We start from the raw sequence: 24,792 nt of genomic DNA, 5'->3' as shown, positions 1-24,792 counted from the left end.
CGGTCAGTCGCGCACCGGCACCGACACATACGACGGATCGTCCGCCGGGGAGGAGAAGGTCAGCCGGGCACCGTCGGGGTTCTGTGCGAGGTAGAGCGGGTCGACGGTGTCCACGACGACCGCGAGTCGGTGCCCGGCGGGGACGTCGTAGGCGGTGGCGGAGAGGTCCAGATCGACGCCGAACGGACGGCCCGGGGTCCGGTCGTGGAAGGTGAACGGTGCGTGGGTGACCAGTTTGCCCAGGCCCAGCGGGCCGACGTCGTAGAGGTAGGCGATGAGGGTGCCGCTGGATGCGGTGCCGGTCACCGTGGTGTGCAGCCGGGTGGTGCCGCGCACGCGCTGCCCGCTCGCGTACGGCGCGGACTGCCAGACGGCGGCCGCCGAGCGGGGCAGCAGCGGGATCGAGGCCATCGGCGGCAGTCGGAGGAACTGGTCCAGCATGCTGGAGAGGAAGATCAGTCCGCCGTCGGCTCCGGAGTCGGTGCCGGTGCGGATGCGCTGGGCGCCGTCGAGGGCGATCCTGCGGTGCGCGGAGGGCACCTCCTGCCAGCTCTTATAGCCCTCGTAGGCGCCGGTGGAACGGGACTTGAGGAGGACCGGCGGCTCCCGGTCGATGCCGTTGTCTGTGCCCTTGAGGTAGTGGTCGAACCACCGCTCGGTGTCGTTCCAGGTGTCGTTGGGCAGTCCGAGCAGCCCCAGCCCCTCGGCGGTGGCGTGGTCGCCGGGGCGGAACTCCAGCCGCTTGGGGCCCTTGAGCTTCTCGAAGAACGCGGCGTACTGGTCGGGCGGAAAGAGCGAGTCGCCCCAGGCGTTGCCGAGCAGGATCGCCGCCCCGTTGGCGTTGATCCGGTCCAGGTAGGCGGCCGGGGAGCGCTTCCGCCCCCAGTCGATCATGTCCTTCTCCTTGGACATGTCGGCGCTGAGGAAGTTCTTGAGAATCTGCTGGAGTTCGGGGCTCGGCCGCCCGGTCAGCGCGCCCACGCCGCCGAGCATCGCGGCCGCCTGGAGGTGCGGGGTGCGCCCGCTGTAGATCGAGCCGATCAGGTCGGCCCAGCCGCTGAGCGCCGCGACCGCCTTGATCCGCTTGTCGGACGCGGCGGCCAGCAGGCTGATCCCGGCGCCGTAGGAGACCCCGCCCATGCCGATCTTCTGCGGGTCGGCGGGCGTGTGCGCCAGCGCCCAGTCGATGACCTTGGAGGCGTCGGCGACGTCCTGCGGTCCGGCGGTCTCGATCTGCCCGCCCGACTCCCAGAAGCCGCGCGAGTTGTAGCCGACCACGACATAGCCGGTCGCGGCCAACTTCCGGGCCTGCGCGAGGTATTCGACCTGCGGCATGCCCCAGCTGGTGGGGAGCACCACGAGCGGGTACCGCCGGGTGCCGTCGGCGCCGGCCGGGGTGAAGACGTTCGCCTTGAGGGTGATGCCGCCCGCACCGGTGATGTCGACGAACCGCAGGGCGGGGGTGCCCGCCGCGGTCGCGGTGGCGGCGGTGCGGACGGGGGCCGGGGCGGCCTGCGCCGGGGCGCCGGTGAGGACCGTGGTGGCGAGCACCGCCGCGGAGACGGTGCCGATCGCGGCGCGCACAGTGGTGCGGGAGGGGGTCATGTCTGCTCCAGATCTCGATGCGAGCGGCGCGGGACGCTGTCCGGAGACAGGAGGGGGCGCCCGGCGGCTCGATGGGAGGGAGCGTAAGGTGCATTGCTTACCTGCGGTAACCCGTCAGTAGGTTACGGGTGAGTAACGCCCTTGGTGCGAGGGAGAGTTCGGGGCGCTCCTGGCGTTGAGAGGGGGGAGGCGTGGGCGGTGCGCTTTGGTGTCGGCGTGGGGGGATCTCGAAGTTCTCCGGACGTCGGCGTGGGGGCGTGACGGAACGAGATGTGGGGGGAAGGTGGGACGTTCGTGACGGACACCGAGGGGGTGCCGATGGCGCCCGCGGCGGAGACGCCCTTCGATGCCAGTGAGCGGCGGGCCTGGGCGGGCCGGGCCGCGGCGTACGGGGCGGGGTTCGGCCGGCTGTGCGCGTACACGGTGCCGCGGCTGCTGGACGCCGCGGGCGTCACCGCGGGCACCCGGCTGCTCGACGTCGGCACCGGAACGGGCACCGCCGCCAACGCCGCCATCGCGCGCGGGGCCGAGGTGACCGCCGTCGACGCCGAACCCGACATGGTGCGCACCGCCACGGCCGCCGCCCCCGGGGTGACCGTCCGGCTCGCCGTCCTCCCTCAACTCCCCTTCGCCGACGCGGCGTTCGACGCGGTCGTCGGCAACTTCGTGCTCAATCACGTCGGACGGCCCCGCGCGGCCCTGGCCGAACTCCGCCGGGTGACCCGGCCGGGCGGCCGGATCGCGCTGACCATCTGGGCCGCGCCGCCCGCGCCGGGACAGGCGCTCCTCGGCCGCGCGGTGCAGGCCGCCGGCGTGCCGCGGCCGATCGACATCCCCGCCCTCGCCCCCGAGGACGACTTCCCGCGCACCGCGGAGGGCCTCGCGGAACTGCTGCGCACCGCGGGCGGCCTGTCCGCGGTGGAATGCGCCGCGGTCTCCTGGGAGCACCGCACCACCCTGGAGGAGTGGTGGCGCGGCCCGGCGGCCGGCGTGGCCACCATCGGCCGGGTGGTGACCTCTCAAGGACCGGCAACCGTCGAGCGGGTCAAGTCCCACTTCACCGCCCTCGCCGCCGAGTTCACCGCTCCGGACGGCCAACTGGTGTTGCCGCATACGGCGTTGCTGGCTTCGGGGACGGTGGGCGGGTAGTCGGCTCTTGTGGGGCTGCCCGGTGGCCGCGCCGGTCAGCCCTCCCGCGCCGCCGGGGCCGGCAGTGTGTCCAGGAACGCCGCCAGTGCTGCGTTGAACTCCTCCGGGCGCTCCAGGTTCGGCATGTGGCCGGCGTTCTGGATGATCGTCAGGTGCGAGCCGGGCACCGCCGCGTGGATCGACCGGGCGTCGGCGACCGGGGTGAACTCGTCCTCGGCGCCCACCACGACGAGGGTGGGCACGGTGATCTGCCGGAGCAGCCCGGTGTAGTCCGGGCGCTCCGCCCGGCCGCGCAGGGCGGCCGCGGCGCCCTCGGGGGAGGTGTTCCGCATCATGCCCAGGACGTGCGCGGCGACCGTGGGCAGCGCCGTCACATGGGTCGGCGTGATCATCTTGGGCAGCGCCTCGTGCGCGTACCCGCCCATCCCCTCGGCGAGCAGCCGCTCCGCGGTCCGCAGGCGTACCGCGCGGCCCTCGTCGGTGTCCGCCGCCGCGAAGGTGTCGGCGAGCAGCAACGCCCGTATCCGCTCGGGGAATTGCCGGTAGCACTCCATGACGATCTGCCCGCCCATCGACAGGCCGCCCAGGACGCAGCGTTCGACCCCGAGGTGGTCGAGCAGCGCGGCGATATCCCGGGCGAAGGTCTCCAGCGGGGTCTTGCCGGGCACCACCGAACTTCCGCCGTAGCCACGGAGGTCGGGGGCGATCACCCGCATCCCGGCGCGGCTGAAGTGCGCGGTCTGCGGCCGCCACATCGAGCGGTCGAAGGGGTGCCCGTGGACGAGGACCAGCGGCTCACCGCTTCCCTCGTCGTCGTACGCGACCGTGATCCCGCCGGATTGCACCGAGGCCATGGGGCATCCCTCCTTGCCGCATGACGTGCGGCGTCGCCAAGTGATGGGGTTCGTCTGGGAGTTGACATCTCGATGCTATGAGGGGCAAGGTCTCGGCACAATAGGAACAATGTGCTCGGTGCAATGTCAGAGAGGGGAGTGCAATGACGGGGGACGACTACCGCGCCATCGCCGACGAACTGGCCGCGGCCATCGCGGCCGGCCGGCTCCGGCCGGGGGACCGGCTGCCGCCGCTGCGCCGGTTCGCCAGGCGGCGGCGGATCGCCGACTCGACCGCGGCCCGGGTCTACCGCGAACTGGGCCGGCGCGGCCTGACGGTGGGCGAGGTCGGCCGCGGCACCTTCGTCCGCACGGCACCGCCGGCGGTCGAACCCGCGCTGGCCGAGCCCGGCGGCCACCGCATCGACCTGGAGCTCAACTTCCCCGTCCTGCCCGGGCAGTCCGCGCTCCTCGCGCGCAGCCTGGGGCCCCTGGTGGAGCAGGGCGACACGATGGCCGCCGCGCTGTGCCCGGCCGGCGCCGCCGGCACCCCCCTCGCCCGGCACACCGCCGCCGTCCACCTCACCCGGGCCGGCTGGGTCCCCGACGCCGGGCGGCTGCTCTTCGCCGGCAGCGGCCGCCAGGCGCTCGCCGCGGCCTTCTCCGCCCTCGTCCCGCCCGGTGAGCGCCTCGGCGTCGAGGCCCTCACCTTCCCCGTCGTCAAGGGCATCGCGGCCCGTCTCGGCGTCACCCTCGTACCGCTGGCGATGGACGAGCACGGCGTCACCCCCGACGCGCTGCGCGCCGCCGCCCCTCTGCGCGCGGTCTACCTCCAGACCGCACTGCACAACCCGCTCGGCACCACCATGCCCGAGCCCCGCCGCGCCGAACTCGCCGAGGCGCTGCGCGACTTGGGCCTCTACGCGATCGAGGACGCCGTCTACGGCTTCCTCCGCCCCGACCTGCCGCCGCTCGCCGCCCTCGCGCCCGAGCGCACGGTGCTCGTCGACAGCCTCTCCAAGCGGCTCGCCCCCGGGCTGACGCTCGGCTTCCTGGTGCCTCCCGACCGCCCCGCCGCCCCCGACTTCGCCGCGGCGCTGCGCTCCGGCGCCTGGACGGCCTCCGGCTTCGCCCTGGAGGCGGCGGTCCGCTGGCTGGGCGACGGCACCGCCACCGCCATCGAGGCGGACAAGCGCGCCGACGCCGCGGCCCGCCAGCGCATCGCCGCGGACCGCCTCGCCGGCCAGCGGCTCCGCACCGACCCGCACTCCTACCACTGCTGGTGGGAACTGCCCGAGCCCTGGCGGGCGGACACCTTCGTGGCCGCCGCGGCCCGCCGCGGCATCGCGGTCACCCCGTCCGGCGCCTTCACCGCCGGCGCCGGGCACGTCCCCAACGCGGTCCGGCTGGCCCTGTCCTCCCCGCCGATCGAGGTCCTGGCCGATGCCCTGGACGTACTGGCCGGGCTGGCCCGCCGGACCCCGGAGGACGTCGGCGCGGAGTAGGCCCGGCCGCCGAACTCCCGCCTGCCGTCCGGCGGCGGCATGCGCACTCGGCCGCAGGGCCCAGGGCCCGCATCGCCCCGGCGGGCGGGCCCGTTCGCTCACACCGGCGTCCGCTCCACCGGTATCCACAGCTCCGCCGTCGCCCCCGCCCCGTCCGGCGCCGTCCGCGTGCGCAGGATCTCCGGCCCGGGCCGGCTGCGGTACGGGTTCGACGGGAACCACTGGGCGAAGACGTCCGCCCACAGACGCTGCAACGCCTGCGGATACGGCCCGGTGCTGGCGAAGACCGCCCAGGTCCCGGGCGGCACGGTCAGCGCGTCCAGGTCCGGCGGGACCGGCGCGCTCGTCACCACGGCGTGGTAGTAGTCGAGTTCGGTTCCTTCGGCGCGGTGGGGGTCGAGGTCGTCGCAGACCGAGACGATCCCCTCCGGCTCCTGGTCGGACAGTTCCGCGATCCGCCGCCTCACCTCCGGCCCGAGTCCCTTCAGGAACGCGACGATGGCCGGGTTGACCCCCTCGTAGACCAGCGGGACCCGGGCCTTCTTGCCGACCACCCGGAACTCGCCCCGCTCCACGATCCGGTATTCCATGGTGCTGCTCCCCTCGACGACGAGACGGAAGGCCAGCCGGGGCTGGGAGCGCAGGACTGCACCGGTCCGCCGGGCCTCGCCCGGACCCACGCCGTGCAGGCCCCGGAACGCGCGGGCGAACGCCTCGCCCGAGCCGTAGCCGTACCGCACCGCGATGTCCAGCAGCGTCCGCTCGCCGGCCAGCACCTCGGCGCCCGCGACGGTCAGCCGCCGGCGCCGCAGGTACTCCGAGAGCGGCATACCGGCCAGCGCGGAGAACATCCGGCGGAAGTGGTACTCCGACGTCATCGCGATCCGCGCCAGTTCATCCGTCCCGACCGGCCGGTCGAGACGGGCCTCTATGTGCTCCAGGGCTTCGTTGAGCCGTTCCAGCACCCCGGTCTCCTTCCCTTTCGAGGACTCACGCTAGGGAAGGCCACCCTGCCGGACCCGACAATCGGTGCCCGCTCCGGTCGGGTCGTCAGGGGCGTCCCGAGATGGGGACCTCCTCGCCCGCCCGGACCGGGCCGGGCGGGGTGCCGTCGCCGAACGGGCGGCCGCCCAGCTCCTCGCGGTGGTGCGGGGTCAGCCAGCCGGACAGGTCAGGGCCGAGCGGGACGATGCCGGTGGGGTTGATGCCGCTGTGCACCCGGTAGTAGTGCTCCTTGATGTGGTGGAAGTCCACCGTGTCCCCGAAACCGGGCGTCTGGAACAGGTCCTTGGCGTACGCCCACAGCACCGGGTCCTCGGCCAGCTTGAACCGGTTGCACTTGAAGTGGCCGTGGTAGACGGGATCGAAGCGGACGAGCGTGGTGAACAGCCGGATGTCGGCCTCGGTGAGGGTGTCGCCGACCAGGTAGCGCCGGTCCGCCAGCCGCTCGGCGAGCAGGTCCAGCCGGTGGAACAGCTCGTCGAACGCCGCGTCGTACTCGTCCTGGCTGGAGGCGAAACCCGCCCGGTACACGCCGTTGTTGACGTCCTGGTAGACGCCGGTCATCACCTCGTCGATCTCGGCGCGGTGCGCCTGCGGGTAGAGGTCGGGCGCGCCGGGCCGGTGGAACGCCGTCCACTCGGTCGCGAAGTCCAGGGTGATCTGCTGGAAGTCGTTGGTGACCAGCTGTCCGCTGGGGATGTCCACGATCGCGGGGACGCTGACGCCGCCGGGGTAGCCGGTCTCGCGGGCGTCGTACGCCTCGCTGAGGAAGCGGATGCCCAGGACCGGGTCCCGGTCGCCGGGATCGAGGGTGAAGCGCCAGCTGCGGTCGTCCTGGATCGGGTCGGCGATGGCCATCGACAGGGCGTCCTCCAGGCCCAGCAGCCGCCGGGAGATCACCGCGCGGCTGGCCCAGGGGCAGGCGCGGCTGATCACCAGCCGGTAGCGGCCGGCCGCCACCGGCCAGCCGTCGCGGCCGTCGGCGGTGATGCGGTCGGCGAAGTGGCTCCGGGAGCGCTTGAACGGCTTGTGGCCATAGGCGCGGTTGCCGTTGGCGTCGTTGCCGGGGGCGGGGTCGGGCATCGCCGGGTCCTTTCCGTCGGGGCCGTGGGAGGGCGTCCTTCGGATGCCTTCCCGCGCCACCGGGGGAGCGTCCCGGTGCGTCAGCCACCCGGCGCACGGTGAATCCGGCACGACGACCGGCGCGGGGCGGACGACATTGCGCCGCATTGCGCCTCACCGCATTGCGCCTCGCTGCACCGCACTGCACCGCACTGCACTGCATTGCACCGCGCCGCATCGCACCGTGCCGCATCGCATCGCACCGCGCCGCGCCGCATCGCATTGCACCGCGTTGCACCGCACCGAAGGGGCCCGTATCGGGTCGGCGCGGCCGGGCCGCACCGAAGGTGATCCGCGTCCGGTCACCCCAGCCGTGTCAGGTCGGGCCGCAGGCGGTGCCAGACCGGATGCCGGATCCGGCCGGCCGAGGTCCAGCCGCTGAAGGCGATCTCGGCCACCAGCCGGGGCTCCGCCCAGTGCACACCGGCCAGGTCCACGGGGTTGACGAACGGCGAGCGGTCCAGCGGGATCACGCTCAAGTAGTGTGCCAACTCCCGCCGTTCGTGGTCGGAGAGACCCGAACCGACCGCCCCCACGAACCGCAGCCCGGCCGGCTCCGCCACGCCGACCACGACCGATCCGGGCAGCCCGCCGAGCGCCCCGCGCCCCTCCAGCCAGCCGCCGATGACCACGTCCAACGTCTCCTGGTACTTGGTCTTCACCCAGTCCGGTGAGCGCACCCCCGGGAGGTACGGGGACGACAGCCGCTTGGCCAGCACGCCCTCCAGGCCGCCCTGCAACGCCGCCTCCCACGCCTGCCGGCCGTGGCCCGTCACGTACCCGGGAACCGACCAGTTGGGACCGGCCAGCCCCAGTCCGGCCAGTACCGTCCGCCGCTCCCGGTACGGCACGTCCAGCAGCGACCCGCCCAGGTACATCACGTCGAAGAGCACCAGCTGCACGGGCAGCTCCATCGCCAGTCGCGCGGTGCGGCGCGGGTTGAGGACGCCCATCCGGCGCTGGAGCAGCCCGAAGTCGGGCCGGCCGGCGGAGTCCAGCACCACCACCTCGCCGTCCAGCACCGCCGGCCGGCCGCGCAACTGCTCTCCCAGCGGGCCCAGCTCGGGGTAGCTGGCGGTGGTGTCGTTGCCGGCCCGGGTGACGAGCCGGAGGGTGCCGTCGCCCGGGGTGTTCACGATGCACCGGGCGCCGTCCCACTTGCCCTCGAAGGCCCAGCTCGCCTGCTCGTGCTCAGGCGGCAGCGGCCCGAGCGCGGCCAGCATGGGCTGGATCACGGGGTACGGGGTCGGGGCCGCGGCGCCGCGCCCGGGGGTCGGGGCCATACTCCGATGATCGGCGGAGGCGGTGGCGCCCGCAGGGCGGCCGCAGGCGGGGCGGGAGCCGAAGAGCGTCGGCCCGGCGCGGGGAAGGGGGAAAGCCCCGGCCGGACGGGGGAGGCCGGCCGGGGCGGTCAAGGGGGCGCGGCCCGTCGGGGCGCGCTTCCAATTGAACGATAAACCATAGGGCGAGAAACCGACCCACGAGGTGACCGCTCTCACGTACCACCGCCCGGCCCGCCGAGAGCACGCGACGGACTCCGCCCGGCCCGCCGAGAGCTCCGACCTCCGCGCGGCCCGCTCACCGGACAGGCCCCGCCTAGGGACTGACCGCCAGCACGAGGTACGCCGCGAGCAGCGTCAGGTGCACGCTGCCCTGGAGCACGGTGGCCCGGCCGGGCACCACTGTCAGGGTGCCCACGACGATGGTGAGCGTCAGCAGCACCAAGTGGCTGGGGGACAGGCCCAGGATCAGCGGGCTCTTGAGCCAGATCGTGACCAGCGCGACCGCGGGGATCGTCAGGCCGATGCTGGCAATCGCCGAGCCCAGGCCGAGGTTGATGCTGGTCTGGATGCGGTCCCGGCGGGCCGCGCGGACCGCCGCGATGGTCTCCGGGAGCAGCACCAGCATCGCGATCACCACGCCCACCAGGGACGACGGCAGGCCGGCGGAGACCACCCCGGACTCGACGGTGGGGGAGACCGCCTTGGCCAGGCCCACCACCGCGATCAGTGCCAGGAGCAGCAGGCCCAGGCTGCGCAGCGCCACCAGGGTGGTCGGCGGGTCGGCGTGCTCCTCGGTGTCGATCACCTCGCCGGCGGTGGTGACCGGCAGGAAGTAGTCCCGGTGCCGGACGGTCTGGGTGGTGACGAACAGGCCGTACAGCGCCAGCGCCGCGCACGCCGCGAAGACCAGCTGCGGACCGGAGAACCGCGGTCCGGACGCCGAGGTGGTGAAGGACGGCAGCACCAGGCTGAGCCCGGCCACCGTGGCGACCGTGGCCAGCTCCGCCCCGGTGCCCTCGGCGTTGAAGACCGCCAGCCGGCGCTTGAGCGCACCGATCAGGAGGCAGAGCCCGACGATGCCGTTGCAGGTGATCATCACCGCCGCGAAGACCGTGTCCCGGGCCAGCCCGGCGCTCTTCTCCCCGCCGTCGACCATCAACGTGACGATCAGCGCCACCTCGATGACGGTCACCGCGACGGCCAGCACCAGCGAGCCGAACGGCTCGCCCACCCGGTGCGCGATCACCTCCGCGTGGTGCACCGCGGCCAGCACCGCCCCGGCCAGGAACAGCGACACCAACCCCACCAGCGGCGTCGGCAGCGACCGGCCCCAGACCAGGGCCAGCAGCACCACCGCCAGGACGGGCAGCGCACTGGTCCAGTGCAGGTAGGGGGTGCGCGGACGGGGGGCCATGCACCTGAGCCTGGCAGAGAAGTCGGGCCCCCGCCCGTCGATGAGGTGGCCTCAGGCGGTCGCCCGGTGCTGCCCCTTGAGCTCCGGCGGAGCCAGCGCCGCCTTGCTGACGTCGGCCACCAGCTCCACCACATCGGGCCCGTACGCCTGCGAGTTGACCACCTTCAGCAGCAGCGCGAACTGCCCGTCGGCGCCGTATCGGCGGGCCAGCCTGGCCCGGTTGCGGACCAGGTGGCGGACGGCCGCCCGGTGGGTGACCGGCCGCTGACCCGCCGCCAGGAACACCGGGCGGCCGCCCTCCCCGGCCGTCAGCCGGGCCAGCAGCACGTACTCGGCCGCCCCCGGTTCCATCCGGTATGCGGTCCCGCCGATGGTGAGGTCGCCGCGGCCGGCGCCGGTCGCGTCACCCGGGTGGACCGCGACGCCCGGCAGCCGGTTCATCAGGTGGGCGGCGAGCCGGCGGTGCGCGGTCGGGTCGCCGACGCAGAACTCGGTGCGTGCGCCGAAGCCCTGGAGTCCGGTGTCGTGCGGGGCGATCTCGGGGTGGGCGCCGCAGGTCTCGATCGCGGCGGCCAGTCCGAGCAGGGCGAGCGTGTCGTGGCGCGGGATGCTCCAATGGGCGGAGGCGCTGTCCCGGTGGGTGACCAGGACGCACTCGGAGCCGGCGGGCAACCCGAAGAAGCGCCGTTCCCGAGTCAGCTTCTGGCGGGCCAGCGCGGATTGCCCGGCCCAGCCGGCGGCCAGTCCCACGACCAGGGTCGCCGCGGACAGGAGCAGCAGGGTGTCGTTCATGGCGGGCGAGCGTAGCGAACCCTCGGGCGGGTGTTCGAGGGCGGGCCGTGGGGGCGCACCGCTTGCCCCGATGTGTAGGGATACGGCGGGACCGTGTGCCTCGGCCCCGAACCGTCCCGCCCCGCAGCCGGTCCTCCGACGCCCGAATCATCCCCTGTCGGCGGGCTGTTGGCCCAGGTAGGCTCCGGCCCCTGCCGCCCCCCGCGCACTGCCCTTGGAGGAAGCCCAGGTATGTCGAACGCCCAACGTCTCACCGTCCTGGGAGTCACGGCCGCGCTGGCCGGCTCCCTGATGGCCGTCCCCGCCGCCGCCCGGACCGCGGCACCCCGCACCGGCCCCGCCGCCCAGGACCCCGCCACCCCCGCCAAGACCCCGGTCGCCGTCGGCTACGGCGGGGCGGTCGCCAGCGTCGACGCGGACGCCTCGGCCGCGGGCATCGAGGTGCTCCGCAAGGGCGGCAACGCGGTCGACGCGGCGGTCGCCACCGCCGCCGCCCTCGGCGTCACCGAGCCCTACTCGTCCGGCGTCGGAGGCGGCGGCTACTTCGTCTACTACGACGCCAAGACCAGGTCCGTACGCACCCTCGACGGCCGGGAGACCGCACCCCGCTCCGCCACCAAGGAACTCTTCCTGGAGAACGGCAAGCCGATACCCTTCGCCGACGCGGTCACCAGCGGACTCAGCATCGGCACCCCCGGCACCCCCGCCACCTGGGACAGCGCCCTCAAGAAGTGGGGCAGTCGCTCCCTGGGGCAGGTCCTCAAGCCCGCCGAGAAGCTCGCCGAGCACGGCTTCACCGTCGACGAGACGTTCCGCAAGCAGACCGCGGACAACGAAGCGCGCTTCCGCGACTTCCCGGCCACCGCCGCCCTGTTCCTGCCCGGCGGGAAGCTCCCGGTCGTCGGCTCCACCCTGAAGAACCCCGATCTGGCCCGTACCTACCGGGAGTTGGCCGCCAAGGGCGTCGGCGCCCTCTACCACGGCGCGATCGGCCGGGACATCGTCCGCACCGTCCAGCGGCCCCAGGTCGCCGCGGGCAGCACCCGCAAGGTCCGCCCCGGCCACCTGACCCCCGCCGACCTGGCGGCCTACCGCACGGTCGGCCACCAGCCGACCCACACCACCTACCGCGGCCTGGACGTCTACGGCATGGCGCCGTCCTCCTCCGGCGGCACCACCATCGCCGAGGCGCTCAACATCCTGGAGAAGAGCGACCTTTCGCACCTGTCGGAGCAGCAGTTCCTGCACCGCTACCTGGAGGCCAGCCGGATCGCCTTCGCCGACCGCGGCCGCTGGGTCGGCGACCCGGCCTACGAGAACGTCCCCGTCAAGGGCCTGACCTCCAAGCGCTTCGCCGCCTCCCGGGAATGCCTGATCAACGACGACAAGGCGCTCACCAGCCCGCTCGCGCCCGGCGACCCGCGCCATCCGACGCCCTGCGGCAGCACCGGCAAGGGCGTGCCGACGACCTACGAGGGTGAGAACACCACCCACCTCACCGTCGCCGACAAGTGGGGCAACATCGTCTCCTACACCCTCACCATCGAGCAGACCGGCGGCAGCGGCATCGCCGTCCCCGGCCGCGGCTTCCTGCTCAACAACGAGCTGACCGACTTCTCCTTCACGCCCGTCGACCCGGCCGTGCATGACCCGAACCTGCCGGGCTCGGGCAAGCGGCCGCGCTCCTCGATCTCCCCGACGATCGTGCTGCGTCATGGTGAGCCCGTGCTGGCGCTGGGCTCGCCCGGCGGCGCCACCATCGTCACCACCGTGCTGCAGACCCTCGTCAACCACCTCGACCGCGGGATGCCGTTGGTGGACGCCATCGCCGCACCGCGCGCCAGCCAGCGCAACGCCGCCGCCACCGAGCTCGAACCGGCCCTGTGGAACAGCCCGCTCCGCAAGCAACTCGAAGCCCTCGGGCACTCCTTCACGCAGAACCCGGAGATCGGCGCGGCCACCGGCGTGCAGCGGCTGCCCGACGGCCGCTGGCTCGCGGCGGCCGAGAAGGTCCGGCGCGGCGGGGGCTCGGCGCAGGTCGTCGACCCGGCGCCGTAGCACCCCGTAGGAGCGGTGGCCGGCGCCGCCGGCGGCCCCCGGGCGGGTGGTGCCTGCCGTCCGTGTGTCGTCGTCGTGTCGCGCTGCGCGGCGGCGTTGCCGGCCCCCGCTGCGCCGATTAGCCTCCTGGGACCGTTCGTTCGCATGGGCGGTCCCAGGGAGGGCACGCGGCGTGAGCGTTGACGAGAGCCAGGAGCACGGGACCGGATCGTCCCCCGGGCGCCGCCGCCCGCCGGCCGGGCATCTCGACGGCCAGTGGGAGGGGCTCGCCGAGCAGGCCCGGGCGCTGGCCGAGGGCGAGGTCACCGCCACCGCCCTGGTCCGGCGCTCCCTGGAGCGCATCGCCGTCACCCAGGACACCGTCAACGCCTTCCGCCGGGTCCGGACCGAGGCGGCGCAGGCCGAGGCGGCGGAGGCGGACCGCCGGCTCGCGGCCGGGGAGCGGCTGCCGCTGCTGGGCGTGCCGGTCGCGGTCAAGGACGACACGGACGTGGCGGGGGAGCCCACCGCGTTCGGCTGCGCCGGGGAGTTCCCGCCCAAGCGGGAGGACGCCGAGGTGGTGCGGCGGCTGCGCGCCGCCGGCGCGGTCATCGTCGGCAAGACCAACGCCTGCGAACTGGGCCAGTGGCCGTTCACCGAGGGCCCGGCCTTCGGCGACACCCGCAACCCCTGGAACCTCGCCCACACCCCCGGCGGCTCCTCCGGCGGCTCGGCCGCCGCGGTCGCCGCGGGGCTGGTGCCCGCCGCGTTGGGCACCGACGGCGCCGGCTCGGTCCGGATCCCCGCCGCCTGGTCCCACCTCGTCGGCATCAAACCGCAGCGCGGCCGGATCTCGACCTGGCCGGACGCCGAGGCGTTCCAGGGCATCACCGGCATCGGCCCGCTGGCCCGTACCGTCGAGGACGCCGCGCTGCTGCTGGACCTCACCAGCGGCAATCACGCCGGGGACCTGCACCGGCCGCCGGCCATCGCGGCCCGCGCGGCCGCCGGCCGGGACCCGGGGCGGCTGCGGATCGCGCTGTCCTGGAAGACCGCCACCACCTTCACCCGCACACCGCTGCACCCCGACGTCCGGGCCGCGGTCACCGCGGTGGCCCGCACCCTGGCCGGCCTCGGCCACCTCGTCGAGGAGGCCGAACCGGACTACGGGCTGGTCGGACTGGCCTTCGTCCCGCGCGCCACGGCCGGGGTCGGCGAGTGGGCCGCCCGGGTTCCCGACCCCCGGCTGCTGGACCCCCGCACCCAGTCGGCGGCCCGGTTGGGCCGGCTCCTCGGCGGGCCGCCGCTGCGCCGCGCCCGCGCCGCCGAAGTGCGTCAACGGCGCCGTATCGGCGCGCTGTTCGGCCGCTACGACGTCCTGCTGACGCCGACCACCGCGACCCCGCCGCCGCGCATCGGCACCCTCGCCGGCCTCAGCGGCTGGGAGACCGACAAGGCCATGATCGCGGCCTGCCCCTATGCCTGGCCGTGGAACGTGCTCGGCTGGCCCGGCATCAGCGTCCCGGCAGGCTTCAGCGCGCACGGCCTGCCGCTGGGCGCCCAACTGCTGGGCCCGGCCCACGGCGAGCCGCGGCTGATCTCCCTGGCCGCCCAACTCCAGGACGCCCTGCGCTGGCACGAGCGGCGGCCCGGCGACCGGCCCGCCCCCTCGGCCGGCGAGGGCGGCCCGGGAGGCCGGTGACCGCCGTCGCGGTGCCTGGGCGAGGGCGGCTGCGTCAGCCGCCGTACAGCCGGACCCCGGCGACGACGGACTTCCCGTTGGGATGGCGCGGTACGACCGCCCACGCGGCCGAGATCGCCTCCACCAGGACCAGCCCCCTGCCGCGACGGGCATCAAGAGTCAACGCCCGGACGGCGGGACGCCCTTCACCCGGGTCCGACACCGCCAGCCAGTAGTGGCCGTCGGCGGGCCAGAGAATCAGCTCGATCAGCTGCTCATCGTCGTACCCGGTTCCGTGCCGCACCGCGTTGGTGACGAGTTCGGACGTCAACAGGGCGATGTCGTCCGTCAGCTGAGGGGTGCTGTCGGCGGGCAGCGCCTGGACGACGGCCCGCCGGGCGCGCTGCACGGAGGCGGGGTTGCCGGGGAACTTCCAATGGGCGGGGGCCGTGGGAACCCGCGGCCGATGCAGGACGGGCACGGGTGCGGGGAACGGAGACGACGGGAGCGGTGACGGGAACGGGATAGCGGGCATGCTGAACCCTCCGATGGCGTTGGGTGGTTGAGTGCCTACGCGCTCTGCCCGCCCCAGGACAGGAGGGCACGCTCACGCGGTGCGCTTCCGGCGATTGCGGTGTGTGCCTTGCGCGTTACTCAACGCTAGCGCCTGGCGGTGCAAACTGCCATGCACGTGGGGTGCAATTAACCCCTTCGGATTGGACCGAGTGCACCGGTCACGGCAAACTGGCGTGAGCCCGTCGGAAGGGGCCCCATGCCACCGCGAAGCACGCCCACCGAGCGCCAGAAGCGCCTTGGTGCTGAACTACGCAAACTCCGGATGGCCGCAGAGGTCAGCACCGACTATGCGGCGGGCCTGTTGGGCATAGACCGCACGAGAATCTCCAACATGGAGTCCGGTGTCCGGGTCGTCAGCGCGGACCGCGTACGCACGCTGACGAGCAACTACGCGTGCACCGACCCCGCCTACGTCGATGCCCTCGTGGCCATGGCCGCCGGGAAGCAACGTGGCTGGTGGGAGCAGTACCGGGGAACCCTCCCGCAGGGCCTGCTCGACATCGCCGAACTGGAATGGCACGCCGCGCGGCTGCTGACCATTCAGACCGTCCATCTTCCGGGACTGCTCCAAACCGAGGACTACGCACGGGCGGTGTTCGCGGCCGGACTGCCGGCGATGTCCCGGCTGGAAGTCGAACTCCGCGTGAACCACCGCATGGAACGGCAGCGCCTGGTCGGCGAAGAGGTGAGCCGCCCCTACATCGGTTACGTCCACGAGGCCGCGCTGCGGATGCAGTTCGGTGGCCGCAAGGTCACTCAGGCCCAGCTCGACCACCTCTGCGCCATGTCCGAACGCGAACACGTCACGGTGCGCGTCGTCCCTGTCAGCTGCGGCGCCTTCCCTGGTGCGGGCCATGCCCTCCTCTATGCCGAAGGCGTCGTGCCGCAACTCGACACCGTTCAGCTGGACTCCGCGCACGGGCCGGAGTTCACCCACGCCGAGGCCCAACTTGCCAAGTACCGTGCACATCTTGACTGGATGGACGGAGCCGCACTGCCGCCCGGGGAGTCTCGGGACTTCGTCCACGCCATCGCTTGCCAGCTCTAGGAGACCGCATGTCGGACATTCAATGGGAAGCTCCCTTCTGCGCCGAGGGCAACAACTGCTTCCGCATCGGCACCGACGGCGAAGGCAACGCCTATATCGCCGTCAAGGGACAAGAGGATCGCTACCTCACCGACTCGATAGAGGCCCTGCGCACGTTCATCCGGGACGTGAAGGCGGGGAAGGCGGATCACCTGTTGTAAGGCTTCGCCCGACCGGCCGCGCGGCGCGCTGGGAGATGGTCTTGCCACGGTCGGGGACGGGGCTTACGGTCGCCTCCACACGCGTAGATCCGCGTGGCCGCAGGTCGACGCACCGACAAAGGAGCAGCCGATGTCCGATGTTGTGCGTGCCGCACTGGTCCAGGCGACCTGGACCGGCGACACCGAATCCATGATCGCGAAACACGAGGAGCACGCCAGGGCGGCGGCCGCGCAGGGCGCGAAGGTGATCGGTTTCCAGGAGGTCTTCAACGCCCCGTACTTCTGCCAGGTCCAGGAGCCGGAGCACTACCGCTGGGCCGAGCCGGTGCCGGACGGCCCGACCGTGCGGCGGATGCAGGCCCTCGCCCGGGAGACCGGCATGGTCATCGTCGTCCCCGTCTTCGAGGTCGAGCAGTCCGGCTTCTACTACAACACCGCGGCCGTCATCGACGCCGACGGCACCGTCCTGGGCAAATACCGCAAGCACCACATCCCGCAGGTCAAGGGATTCTGGGAGAAGTACTACTTCCGTCCGGGCAACATCGGCTGGCCGGTCTTCGACACCGCCGTGGGCCGGATCGGCGTCTACATCTGCTACGACCGCCACTTCCCCGAGGGCTGGCGGCAGTTGGGCCTCGCCGGCGCCCAGCTCGTCTACAACCCCTCGGCCACCTCGCGCGGCCTGTCCGGCTACCTGTGGAAGCTGGAGCAGCCCGCGGCGGCGGTCGCCAACGAGTACTTCGTCGCCGCGATCAACCGCGTCGGCGTGGAGGAGTACGGCGACAACGACTTCTACGGCTCCAGCTACTTCGTCGACCCGCGCGGCCAGTTCGTCGGCGAGCCCGCCAGCGACACCGCGGAGGAACTGGTCGTCCGCGACCTGGACTTCGGCCTGATCGACGAGGTCCGCCAGCAGTGGGCGTTCTACCGCGACCGCCGCCCCGACGCCTACGACGGGCTGGTACAGCCATGACCTCCGACGCCCGCGGCCTGCACGCCCGCCACCAGGCCGTGATGCCGTCCTGGCTGAGCCTCTACTACGAGCATCCGCTGGAGCTCACCCATGGGGAGGGCCGGCACGTCTGGGACTCCGAGGGCAACCGCTACCTCGACTTCTTCGGCGGCATCCTCACCACCATGACCGCCCACGCACTGCCCGAGGTGGCCAAGGCCGTCAGCGAGCAGGCCGGCCGGCTCGTGCACAGCTCCACGCTCTATCTCTCCCGCCCCATGGTCGAGTTGGCGGAGCGGATCGCCACGCTCTCCGGCATCCCCGACGCCCGGGTCTTCTTCACCACCTCCGGCACCGAGGCCAACGACGCCGCGCTGCTGCTGGCCACCACCTACCGCCGGTCCAACCAGATCCTGGCGATGCGCAACAGCTACCACGGCCGGTCGTTCTCCGCCGTCGCCATCACCGGGAACCGCAGCTGGTCGCCCACCAGCCTCTCGCCGCTCCAGACCCTCTACGTCCACGGCGGGGTGCGCACCCGCGGCCCGTACGCCGACCTCGGCGACCGGGAGTACATCGCGGCCTGCGTCGCGGACCTGGAGGACACGCTCCAGCAGACCGCCGGCGGCGTCGCCGCGCTGATCGCCGAACCGGTGCAGGGCATCGGCGGGTTCACCGCGCCCCCGGACGGACTGTACGCCGCGTTCCGGGAGGTGCTGGCCCGGGAGGGGATCCTGTGGATCAGTGACGAGGTGCAGACCGGCTGGGGCCGCACCGGCGACCACTTCTGGGGCTGGCAGGCGCACGCCGAGAACGGCTCGCCCGACCTGCTCACCTTCGCCAAGGGCATCGGCAACGGCATGTCGATCGGCGGGGTGGTGGCCCGCGCCGAGGTCATGGACTGCCTGCCCGCCAACTCCATCTCGACCTTCGGCGGCAGCCCGATCACCATGGCCGCCGGTCTGGCCAACCTCGGCTACCTCCTGGAGCACGACCTCCAGGGCAACGCCCGGCGGGTCGGCGGACTGCTCATCGAGCGGCTGCGGGCGGTGGCGGCCGGCCTGGACGTGGTGCGCGAGGTGCGCGGACGGGGCCTGATGATCGGCGTCGAACTGGTCCGGCCGGGCACCGACGAGCCGTCGGCGCAGGCCGCCACGCTGGTGCTGGAGGCGGCCCGGGAGCGCGGGCTGCTGGTCGGCAAGGGCGGCCACGGCGGCGCAGCGCTCCGCATCGCGCCGCCGCTCACGCTCACCGTGGCCGAGGCCGAGCAGGGCGCGGAACTGCTCGCGGACGCCCTGCGGTGGGCGCAGGCGCGGCTCGCGGAGGGGTGAACCCGCCGGGGCGGCGCGGATCGCCGGCCGGGGCGGCCCCGGCCGGCGCCCGCCCCGGTCCGGCGGCCGATGGGCGGCCGGTGGTCAGCCGGTCGGCGCCACGTCCTGGTAACTCCGGCCCACCGCCGGGCTGTTGAGCCAGGCGGTGGCCTGTCCCTTGACGCCGTCGGAGCGGTAGACGCCCCACTTGTCGGTGACCCAGTCCGCGCGCAGGGTCGCCGCGGGGTACTGCTCCTTCCCATTCGGCAGCTTCTGCGCGGTGCCGTTGTGCCACAGCCGCACCCAGCCGCGGGACGGGTCCTTGGAGACCTTGATGCCGATGACGAAGTCGTGCCAGGTGTCGAGGGTGAGCGGGGTGTGCCAGAGCCGGGTGGTCTTCAGCTGCGGGTCGGCGTACTCCAGGTCGACGGCGCCGTCACCGCGGGCGCGCAGGGACAGCGGCGGGGTGGCGGCACCCGAGCCGTAGTCCTTGAGCTGCCACAGGACCACCCAGTCGCCCTTCTTCGTCGGCAGCGGGCCCCACATCGAGCGCCAGCCGATGTAGTAGACGTCGCCCTCCCGGGAGAAGCGCAGCGGCCCGTCGGCGGTGCGGTGGCCGCGGGTCTCCACCCGCACCCGGGTGGGGCCGTCGATCTTGTCGCCGGAGGTGTGGAGTTGGAAGGACTTGCCGTGCTTGCCGGCCGGGTCGTCGACGACCTTGACCGAGCCCGGCTTGGTCTCGGTGCCCTCGAAGGCGGCGGTGCCCTTGGCCGGGTCGGCGCGCCACAGGGGGGCCGCGTGGTGGCCTTCGGCGGCCGGGCGCGCGTCGTCGGCGCCGCCGGCGGACGCGGCCTGCCGGTCCATCGGGGAGCAGGCGCCGGTCAGCGCAAGGCCGGCGACGAGGGCAACTCCCCATTGGATGCGGGGGGTTGGGGCGTGCTTCATGGGGGACTCCCGTTGTGGGGGGATGGTACGGGAGCGAAAGTTAGGTTTGCTGTCAGAACGCCGTCAAGGGCGACGACCGGGCGTCCGGCCCGGGGCGCCGCGGGCCCCGGCGCTACTTCCCGGCGGCGGCCGCCCGCACGGCCCGGGCCACCTCGGTGAAGAAGCGGGTGTGGGCGCGCCGGCTGACCGGGGCCTCCGGATTCCACGGCAGCAGCCGGGCCCGCGCCTCGATCGCCCGCCAGTTCTCGTCCGTCCGCAGCGCCTCGACGCGGGCGGCGTTGACCCGTACGTCGATCAGGACGACGTCCGGGGCGAGCGCGGCGGCCTCCGCCCAGCCGACCGTCGACCAGTTCGCGCCCGCGCCGGCCGCCGGCTCCGGGAACTCCACGCCGTGCTCGGCCAGGGCCCGCAGGTCCGGCCAGGTGCCCGGCCGGGCCAGGTGCACCTTGTCGGGGCCGGCGGGCGACAGCGCCACCACCCGCGGCCGCACCGGCCCGCCGTCGGCCCGCCGCAGCTCGTCCTCGGCCGCGTCCAACTCCCGTGCCAGCGCGAGTGGTTCGCCGTGGCCGAGCGAGCCGGCCAGCGCCGCGAAGCGCTCGCGCACCTCGGCCAGGCTGCGCCCCGGGCCCACCGCGACGGTGGCCACCGGGACCTGCTCCTCCAGCTCCTGTGCGGTCTTCGCCGCCAGTCCGTAGACCTGCTCGCCGTCGTAGGTCACCGCCACCACGAGATCCGGCCGGTCCTCCAGCAGGGTCTCCGGGTGCAGCGCGGCACCCGAGCCGAGGTAGCGGACCTCGGAAAGCGGCAGCTCACCGGCCTTGGCCGGGTCGGCGGCCAGGCCGTCGTGCATCGACCCGAACAGGCCCACGGGGCGGACGCCGTGATCCCACAGAGTGGCCCCCGCCTGTATGTACGCCACGATCCGTTCCGGCCGTTCTCCGGCCACCACCAGGCGCCCGCGGTCGTCGGAGAACTCCCACGGTGTGCTCTGCTTCATGGCGCCTCGCCTTTCTGACGTCGATCGCGCGCTTTCTGACGTCCTCGGTGTCACTTGTGAAGGTGTGGTTCCGCAATGGCTTTCGAATTTGCGGGTCCGGGGACTGTTACCTGCCCATCCGGTCGTCCCCGCACCCCTCCCCGGGCGCCGCCCCCGCCGCCCCCGGCGCACCCCGTTCAACCACCCGGCTGACCACCGCCGCGACACCCGCCCCGCGGCTGATCTTCCGTCACACTCTTGCCGCCGCCGGTGCCATGCTTCTACGGTGTCTCCTTCCCGTCCGGAATCTACGGGTGTAGACCTGCTTGTGACGTGCCGTCAGGGAGGGAGCCGGGATGACTCGCGCGGTCGTCCGGGCCGGCCCGACCGGCACCACCGCCCCCGTCGACCGCGCCGCCCGGAGCCGCGGCCCCGCCCGCACGGCCGGCCCGGCCCTCCCCCGACTGCGATGTGAAGGGACTTCTCGGGAATGACTCGGACCCTCATCACCGGCGGCCTGGTGATCACTGCCGCCGAGGAGACGCACGCGGACGTGCTCATCGAGAACGGACGCATCGAAGCCCTGGCGACCCCCGGCAGCCAGCAGTGGACCGCCGACCGCGTCATCGACGCCGCCCACAAGTACGTCATCCCGGGCGGCGTCGACGCCCACACCCACATGGAGATGCCGTTCGGCGGCACCTTCGCCTCCGACACCTTCGAGTCCGGCACCCGGGCGGCGGCCTGGGGCGGGACCACCACCATCATCGACTTCGCGGTGCAGTCCAAGGGCGCGTCGCTCCGCGCCGGCCTGGACACCTGGCATGCGAAGGCCGACGGCCAGTGCGCCGTCGACTACGGCTTCCACATGATCGTCTCCGACGTCAACAGCTCGACGCTCAAGGAGATGGACGGGCTCGTCGCCGAGGGGCTCACCTCGTTCAAGCTGTTCATGGCCTACCCGGGCGTCTTCTACTCCGACGACGGCCAGATCCTGCGCGCCATGCAACGGGCCGCCGGCAACGGCGGTCTGATCATGATGCACGCCGAGAACGGCATCGCCATCGACGTCCTGGTGCAGCAGGCGCTGGAGCGCGGCGAGAGAGATCCGCGGTACCACGGCGAGGTCCGCAAGGCGCTGCTGGAGTCGGAGGCCACCCACCGCGCGATCCGGCTGGCCCAGGTCGCCGGCGCGCCGCTGTACGTCGTGCACGTCTCGGCGCGGGAGGCCCTCGCCGAAGTCGCCCGCGCCCGCGCCGAGGAGCTGCCGGTCTTCGGCGAGACCTGCCCCCAGTACCTCTTCCTGTCGACCGACAACCTCGCCGAGCCCGACTTCGAGGGCGCGAAGTACGTGTGCAGCACCCCGCTCCGCCCGAAGGAGCACCAGGCGGCGCTCTGGCGCGGCCTGCGCACCGACGACCTCCAGGTGGTGTCCACCGACCACTGCCCGTTCTGCTTCACGGGGCAGAAGGAGCTCGGCCGCGGCGACTTCTCCAAGATCCCCAACGGGATGCCCGGCGTCGAGCACCGGATGGACCTGCTCCACCAGGCCGTCGTCGACGGACATCTCTCGCGCCGCCGCTGGATCGAGCTCGCCTGCGCCGCGCCGGCCCGGATGTTCGGCCTGTACCCGAAGAAGGGCACCCTCGCCCCGGGCGCCGACGCCGACGTGGTGATCTACGACCCGCACGCCGAGCAGACCCTCTCGGCCGCCACGCACCACATGAACGTCGACTACTCGGCGTACGAGGGCAAACGCCTGACCGGGGGAGTGGAGACGGTCCTCTCGCGCGGTGAACCCGTCATCGACCGGCGGGAGTTCACCGGCCGCGCCGGGCACGGCGCCTACGTCCCGCGCGGCACCTGCCAGTACCTGAACTGAACCGACCAAGGGGCATCGCCATGGATTTCGGACTCGTCCTGCAGACCGACCCGCCGGCCTCCGAGGTCGTCCGCCTCATGCAGCGCGCGGAGGCGGCCGGCTTCACCCACGGCTGGACGTTCGACTCCTGCGTCCTGTGGCAGGAGCCGTTCGTCATCTACAGCCGCATCCTCGCCGAGACCAGCCACCTGACGGTCGGCCCGATGGTCACCAACCCGAGCACCCGCACCTGGGAGGTCACCGCCTCCACCTTCGCCACCCTCAACGACATGTACGGCAACCGCACCGTGTGCGGTATCGGCCGGGGCGACTCCGCGATGCGGGTGGCGGGCCGCAAGCCCAACACCCTCGCCCGGATCAGCGGAGCCATGAAGGTCATCCGGGCGCTCGGGCGCGGCGAGGAGGCGGACCTCGGCGGCACCGTCGTGCGGTTCCCCTGGGTGCGCGAGGGCGCCAACGTGCCCGTCTGGATGGCCGCCTACGGCCCCAGGGCGCTGAAGATGACCGGGGAGGAGGCCGACGGCTTCATCCTCCAGCTCGCCGACCCGTTCCTCACCGAGTGGATGGTCAGGGCGGTCCGCGACGCCGCGGCGGCGGTCGGCCGCGACCCGTCCGAGGTGCGGATCTGCGTCGCCGCCCCCGCCTACGTCACCGACGACGACGCGCCCGAGGCGCTGGCCCACGCCCGCCAGCAGTGCCGCTGGTTCGGCGGCATGGTCGGCAACCACGTGGCCGACCTGGTGTCCACCTACGGCGCCGACTCGGGCCTGGTCCCGCACGAGCTGACGGACTACATCAGGGCCCGCGAGGGCTACGACTACTCCCACCACGGCCGCACCGACAACCCCGACACCGCCTTCGTCCCCGACGCGATCGTGGACCGCTTCTGCCTCGTCGGCCCCGCCGCCGCGCACATCGAGAAGCTGGGCCGGCTGCGGGAGTTGGGCGTCGACCAGTTCGCGCTGTACGCGATGCACGACGCGAAGGAGGCGGTGATCGACGCGTACGCGAGGGACGTCATCCCCGCGGTGCGGGGGTGAGCGGCGGTCGAGATCAGAGGAGCCGGGGGACGGCGATGGCCGTGACGAGGAGTCCGGCGCGTGCCAGCCACCGTCCGTCGAAGCCGGACAGGCGGATGCCGTCCACCTCGGGGCCGGGCACCAGCAGCCGGGCGCGGAACGTGCCGGCCGCCGGGTCGATCCGGACCTCGGCCTCCTCGAAGTCCAGCCAGCGACGGGTCAGCGGGAACCACGCCTTGTAGACGCTCTCCTTGGCGCTGAAGACGAGCCGGTCCCAGTGGATGTCCGGCCGGTCCGCGGCCAGTTGGGCGACATGGGCCCGTTCCGCGGGGCGCAGCACACTCTCCGCGACGCCGTCACCGGGCAGCGGGCCGTTCGGCTCCGCGTCCACGCCGAGGGTGGCGAGGTCGGCGGCGCGGGCCAGCGCCGCCGCCCGGTACCCGCGGCAGTGCGTCATGCTGCCCACCACCCCGTCCGGCCAGCGCGGGGCGCCGTGCTCCCCGGGCAGGATCGGCGCCGGGGCATGGCCCAGCCGGGCGAGGGCCTGGCGGGCGCAGGCCCGCACGGTCGCGAACTCCCCGCGGCGCTCGGCGACCGCCCGCTCCACCAGGGCGGCCTCCTGCGGAAACAGCCGGGGCAGCGGGGCGGTGTCATGGAAGGCCTCGGCGGTCTCGACCAGCGGGGGCAGCAGCTCGGCTATCACGGCGTCCTCTCGGGGCGTCCCGGCGCCGACACCGGGGGCGGGCCGGTCACCGCGCGGTGCGGGCGGCCGGACGGCCGGCCGCGGCCACCTTATCCGTCGTACGCCAACGCCGTCCGAACCGGCGGTCGTTGAGGGGCGTTCCACCCCTGGCCGACCCGTCACGCGGAAAGCGCCGCGCCGACCGCCGACGCCCCGACATTCGCACGGACTGGATGCGTGAACGGTCCACGGAATATCATCCTGCGCGGCGTAGAGGTTTCACGCCGAGGGTGATTTCGTGGGAGTGGTGGGGTTTTCATCGTGGCTACTGGGCGAGTAATTCGTTTCGACGCTGTGCGCGGCTATGGTTTCGTGGCTCCCGGAAATGGCGGGGGAGACGTCTTTCTGCACGTCAACGACCTTCTTGTGGACAAGTCCCTGATTGCTCCGGGCGTCATGGTCGAGTTCGAGGTCGAAGAGGGCGACCGGGGACTCAAAGCGGCCGACGTGCGGGTCGTTTCGGGAGGCGTGCAGGGCGTGCCCGCCGCCTCGTTCTCCACGGTGCACCCGCCGCTGCGGGAAGGCATCGAGGACGGTATGTGCGACGTGCTGACCGTCCAGGAATTCACCCGGGAAATCACCGAAACGCTGCTCGTCACGGCGCCGGGCATGACCGCGGAACAGATCCTCCTGATCCGTCGGCGGCTGACCGAGGTCGCCACCCGGCACGGCTGGGTCGAGGCATAACCTCCCTGGTCGTCGCGGAAGGCGGGGTGCAG

Annotated in this window: 22 protein-coding genes; 11 read left to right on the top strand and 11 right to left on the bottom strand. The window is 73.2% G+C overall.

Annotation, left to right across the window (positions count from 1 at the left end; translation table 11 throughout):
• Positions 1-3: 3 nt before the first annotated feature.
• The gene (locus ACIQE0_RS32125) at positions 4-1,605 is read right to left on the bottom strand and encodes a CocE/NonD family hydrolase (protein WP_366333033.1); all 1,602 of its coding nucleotides are present in this window, start codon (positions 1,603-1,605) and stop codon (positions 4-6) included.
• A 318-nt stretch (positions 1,606-1,923) separates the two neighbouring features.
• On the opposite strand from ACIQE0_RS32125, the gene ACIQE0_RS32120 reads away from it, so the two are divergent.
• Positions 1,924-2,754 (top strand): class I SAM-dependent methyltransferase, encoded by an 831-nt coding sequence (locus tag ACIQE0_RS32120; RefSeq protein WP_402338767.1) that lies wholly within the window; start codon positions 1,924-1,926, stop codon positions 2,752-2,754.
• A 35-nt stretch (positions 2,755-2,789) separates the two neighbouring features.
• On the opposite strand, the gene ACIQE0_RS32115 is transcribed toward ACIQE0_RS32120, so the two are convergent.
• A complete protein-coding gene (locus ACIQE0_RS32115) occupies positions 2,790-3,608 on the bottom strand; it encodes an alpha/beta fold hydrolase (RefSeq protein WP_402338754.1) in 819 nt (272 codons plus the stop codon).
• 143 nt (positions 3,609-3,751) lie between these two features.
• Between ACIQE0_RS32115 and ACIQE0_RS32110 the strand changes: the two genes are divergently transcribed.
• Positions 3,752-5,092: a PLP-dependent aminotransferase family protein gene (locus tag ACIQE0_RS32110; RefSeq protein ID WP_402338753.1), complete on the top strand. Its 1,341-nt coding sequence runs from the start codon at positions 3,752-3,754 to the stop codon at positions 5,090-5,092.
• Positions 5,093-5,190: 98 nt separating this feature from the next.
• Here the strand turns inward: ACIQE0_RS32110 and ACIQE0_RS32105 are convergent, their stop codons facing one another.
• The 5 genes from ACIQE0_RS32105 to ACIQE0_RS32085 all read right to left on the bottom strand — a co-directional run bounded on the left by ACIQE0_RS32105 (position 5,191) and on the right by ACIQE0_RS32085 (position 10,705).
• Entirely contained in the window at positions 5,191-6,057 is an 867-nt protein-coding gene (locus tag ACIQE0_RS32105) for a GyrI-like domain-containing protein (RefSeq protein ID WP_402338752.1), read from the bottom strand.
• Between the two features lie 85 nt (positions 6,058-6,142).
• Positions 6,143-7,177: a glutathione S-transferase C-terminal domain-containing protein gene (locus ACIQE0_RS32100; RefSeq protein ID WP_366333041.1), complete on the bottom strand. Its 1,035-nt coding sequence runs from the start codon at positions 7,175-7,177 to the stop codon at positions 6,143-6,145.
• A gap of 341 nt (positions 7,178-7,518) precedes the next feature.
• Positions 7,519-8,499 carry a non-homologous end-joining DNA ligase gene (gene ligD / locus ACIQE0_RS32095; protein ID WP_402338751.1) on the bottom strand — a complete coding sequence of 327 codons (981 nt, stop codon included), beginning with the start codon at positions 8,497-8,499 and terminating at the stop codon, positions 7,519-7,521.
• Positions 8,500-8,812: 313 nt separating this feature from the next.
• A complete protein-coding gene (locus ACIQE0_RS32090) occupies positions 8,813-9,913 on the bottom strand; it encodes an ionic transporter y4hA (RefSeq protein WP_366333044.1) in 1,101 nt (366 codons plus the stop codon).
• Between the two features lie 51 nt (positions 9,914-9,964).
• Entirely contained in the window at positions 9,965-10,705 is a 741-nt protein-coding gene (locus tag ACIQE0_RS32085) for a hypothetical protein (protein ID WP_402338750.1), read from the bottom strand.
• A 231-nt stretch (positions 10,706-10,936) separates the two neighbouring features.
• Here ACIQE0_RS32085 and ggt point away from each other — a divergent pair, with 231 nt between their 5' ends.
• Positions 10,937-12,763, top strand: coding sequence for a gamma-glutamyltransferase (gene ggt / locus ACIQE0_RS32080; RefSeq protein ID WP_402338749.1), 1,827 nt, complete (start codon positions 10,937-10,939; stop codon positions 12,761-12,763).
• 172 nt (positions 12,764-12,935) lie between these two features.
• Positions 12,936-14,444 carry an amidase gene (locus ACIQE0_RS32075; RefSeq protein ID WP_402338748.1) on the top strand — a complete coding sequence of 503 codons (1,509 nt, stop codon included), beginning with the start codon at positions 12,936-12,938 and terminating at the stop codon, positions 14,442-14,444.
• Between the two features lie 34 nt (positions 14,445-14,478).
• On the opposite strand, the gene ACIQE0_RS32070 is transcribed toward ACIQE0_RS32075, so the two are convergent.
• Entirely contained in the window at positions 14,479-14,904 is a 426-nt protein-coding gene (locus tag ACIQE0_RS32070; RefSeq protein WP_402338747.1) for an ATP-binding protein, read from the bottom strand.
• A gap of 291 nt (positions 14,905-15,195) precedes the next feature.
• Here ACIQE0_RS32070 and ACIQE0_RS32065 point away from each other — a divergent pair, with 291 nt between their 5' ends.
• From ACIQE0_RS32065 to ACIQE0_RS32050, 4 genes are all read left to right on the top strand, one after another.
• Positions 15,196-16,047 (top strand): helix-turn-helix domain-containing protein, encoded by an 852-nt coding sequence (locus ACIQE0_RS32065; RefSeq protein WP_402338746.1) that lies wholly within the window; start codon positions 15,196-15,198, stop codon positions 16,045-16,047.
• Between the two features lie 8 nt (positions 16,048-16,055).
• The gene (locus tag ACIQE0_RS32060) at positions 16,056-16,247 is read left to right on the top strand and encodes a hypothetical protein (protein ID WP_366333056.1); all 192 of its coding nucleotides are present in this window, start codon (positions 16,056-16,058) and stop codon (positions 16,245-16,247) included.
• Between the two features lie 130 nt (positions 16,248-16,377).
• Complete coding sequence (locus ACIQE0_RS32055) at positions 16,378-17,220, top strand: nitrilase-related carbon-nitrogen hydrolase (RefSeq protein ID WP_402338745.1); 843 nt, start codon at positions 16,378-16,380, stop codon at positions 17,218-17,220.
• A complete protein-coding gene (locus ACIQE0_RS32050) occupies positions 17,217-18,530 on the top strand; it encodes an aspartate aminotransferase family protein (RefSeq protein WP_402338744.1) in 1,314 nt (437 codons plus the stop codon). The genes ACIQE0_RS32055 and ACIQE0_RS32050 overlap by 4 nt, the downstream gene beginning before the upstream one ends.
• Positions 18,531-18,614: 84 nt before the next feature.
• Here the strand turns inward: ACIQE0_RS32050 and ACIQE0_RS32045 are convergent, their stop codons facing one another.
• Both ACIQE0_RS32045 and ACIQE0_RS32040 read right to left on the bottom strand, forming a co-directional pair.
• Positions 18,615-19,454, bottom strand: coding sequence for a heparin lyase I family protein (locus tag ACIQE0_RS32045; protein ID WP_402338743.1), 840 nt, complete (start codon positions 19,452-19,454; stop codon positions 18,615-18,617).
• 112 nt (positions 19,455-19,566) lie between these two features.
• Positions 19,567-20,451, bottom strand: coding sequence for an ABC transporter substrate-binding protein (locus tag ACIQE0_RS32040; RefSeq protein ID WP_402338742.1), 885 nt, complete (start codon positions 20,449-20,451; stop codon positions 19,567-19,569).
• A 469-nt stretch (positions 20,452-20,920) separates the two neighbouring features.
• Between ACIQE0_RS32040 and hydA the strand changes: the two genes are divergently transcribed.
• Together hydA and ACIQE0_RS32030 are read left to right on the top strand one after the other, a co-directional pair.
• Positions 20,921-22,312 carry a dihydropyrimidinase gene (gene hydA / locus ACIQE0_RS32035; protein ID WP_366333066.1) on the top strand — a complete coding sequence of 464 codons (1,392 nt, stop codon included), beginning with the start codon at positions 20,921-20,923 and terminating at the stop codon, positions 22,310-22,312.
• 20 nt (positions 22,313-22,332) lie between these two features.
• Positions 22,333-23,352, top strand: coding sequence for a TIGR03842 family LLM class F420-dependent oxidoreductase (locus ACIQE0_RS32030; RefSeq protein WP_402338741.1), 1,020 nt, complete (start codon positions 22,333-22,335; stop codon positions 23,350-23,352).
• A gap of 13 nt (positions 23,353-23,365) precedes the next feature.
• On the opposite strand, the gene ACIQE0_RS32025 is transcribed toward ACIQE0_RS32030, so the two are convergent.
• Positions 23,366-24,034: a 4'-phosphopantetheinyl transferase superfamily protein gene (locus ACIQE0_RS32025; RefSeq protein ID WP_366333070.1), complete on the bottom strand. Its 669-nt coding sequence runs from the start codon at positions 24,032-24,034 to the stop codon at positions 23,366-23,368.
• A 300-nt stretch (positions 24,035-24,334) separates the two neighbouring features.
• Here ACIQE0_RS32025 and ACIQE0_RS32020 point away from each other — a divergent pair, with 300 nt between their 5' ends.
• Positions 24,335-24,760 carry a cold shock domain-containing protein gene (locus ACIQE0_RS32020; protein ID WP_366333072.1) on the top strand — a complete coding sequence of 142 codons (426 nt, stop codon included), beginning with the start codon at positions 24,335-24,337 and terminating at the stop codon, positions 24,758-24,760.
• Positions 24,761-24,792: the final 32 nt, after the last annotated feature.

Origin of the sequence: Streptomyces sp. NPDC093097 (assembly GCF_044754325.1) — a bacterium.
In the GTDB taxonomy this organism is placed as follows: domain Bacteria; phylum Actinomycetota; class Actinomycetes; order Streptomycetales; family Streptomycetaceae; genus Streptomyces.
This window is presented reverse-complemented; position numbering and strand designations above follow the sequence as displayed.

Bases quoted from the DNA above. Each gene is read 5' to 3' on its own strand.
- ACIQE0_RS32125 (WP_366333033.1), bottom strand. From the start codon at position 1,605: ATGACCCCCTCCCGCACCACTGTGCGCGCCGCGATCGGCACCGTCTCC.
- ACIQE0_RS32120 (WP_402338767.1), top strand. From the start codon at position 1,924: ATGGCGCCCGCGGCGGAGACGCCCTTCGATGCCAGTGAGCGGCGGGCC.
- ACIQE0_RS32115 (WP_402338754.1), bottom strand. From the start codon at position 3,608: ATGGCCTCGGTGCAATCCGGCGGGATCACGGTCGCGTACGACGACGAG.
- ACIQE0_RS32110 (WP_402338753.1), top strand. From the start codon at position 3,752: ATGACGGGGGACGACTACCGCGCCATCGCCGACGAACTGGCCGCGGCC.
- ACIQE0_RS32100 (WP_366333041.1), bottom strand. From the start codon at position 7,177: ATGCCCGACCCCGCCCCCGGCAACGACGCCAACGGCAACCGCGCCTAT.
- ligD (WP_402338751.1), bottom strand. From the start codon at position 8,499: ATGGCCCCGACCCCCGGGCGCGGCGCCGCGGCCCCGACCCCGTACCCC.
- ACIQE0_RS32090 (WP_366333044.1), bottom strand. From the start codon at position 9,913: ATGGCCCCCCGTCCGCGCACCCCCTACCTGCACTGGACCAGTGCGCTG.
- ACIQE0_RS32085 (WP_402338750.1), bottom strand. From the start codon at position 10,705: ATGAACGACACCCTGCTGCTCCTGTCCGCGGCGACCCTGGTCGTGGGA.
- ggt (WP_402338749.1), top strand. From the start codon at position 10,937: ATGTCGAACGCCCAACGTCTCACCGTCCTGGGAGTCACGGCCGCGCTG.
- ACIQE0_RS32065 (WP_402338746.1), top strand. From the start codon at position 15,196: ATGCCACCGCGAAGCACGCCCACCGAGCGCCAGAAGCGCCTTGGTGCT.
- ACIQE0_RS32060 (WP_366333056.1), top strand. From the start codon at position 16,056: ATGTCGGACATTCAATGGGAAGCTCCCTTCTGCGCCGAGGGCAACAAC.
- ACIQE0_RS32055 (WP_402338745.1), top strand. From the start codon at position 16,378: ATGTCCGATGTTGTGCGTGCCGCACTGGTCCAGGCGACCTGGACCGGC.
- ACIQE0_RS32050 (WP_402338744.1), top strand. From the start codon at position 17,217: ATGACCTCCGACGCCCGCGGCCTGCACGCCCGCCACCAGGCCGTGATG.
- ACIQE0_RS32045 (WP_402338743.1), bottom strand. From the start codon at position 19,454: ATGAAGCACGCCCCAACCCCCCGCATCCAATGGGGAGTTGCCCTCGTC.
- ACIQE0_RS32040 (WP_402338742.1), bottom strand. From the start codon at position 20,451: ATGAAGCAGAGCACACCGTGGGAGTTCTCCGACGACCGCGGGCGCCTG.
- hydA (WP_366333066.1), top strand. From the start codon at position 20,921: ATGACTCGGACCCTCATCACCGGCGGCCTGGTGATCACTGCCGCCGAG.
- ACIQE0_RS32030 (WP_402338741.1), top strand. From the start codon at position 22,333: ATGGATTTCGGACTCGTCCTGCAGACCGACCCGCCGGCCTCCGAGGTC.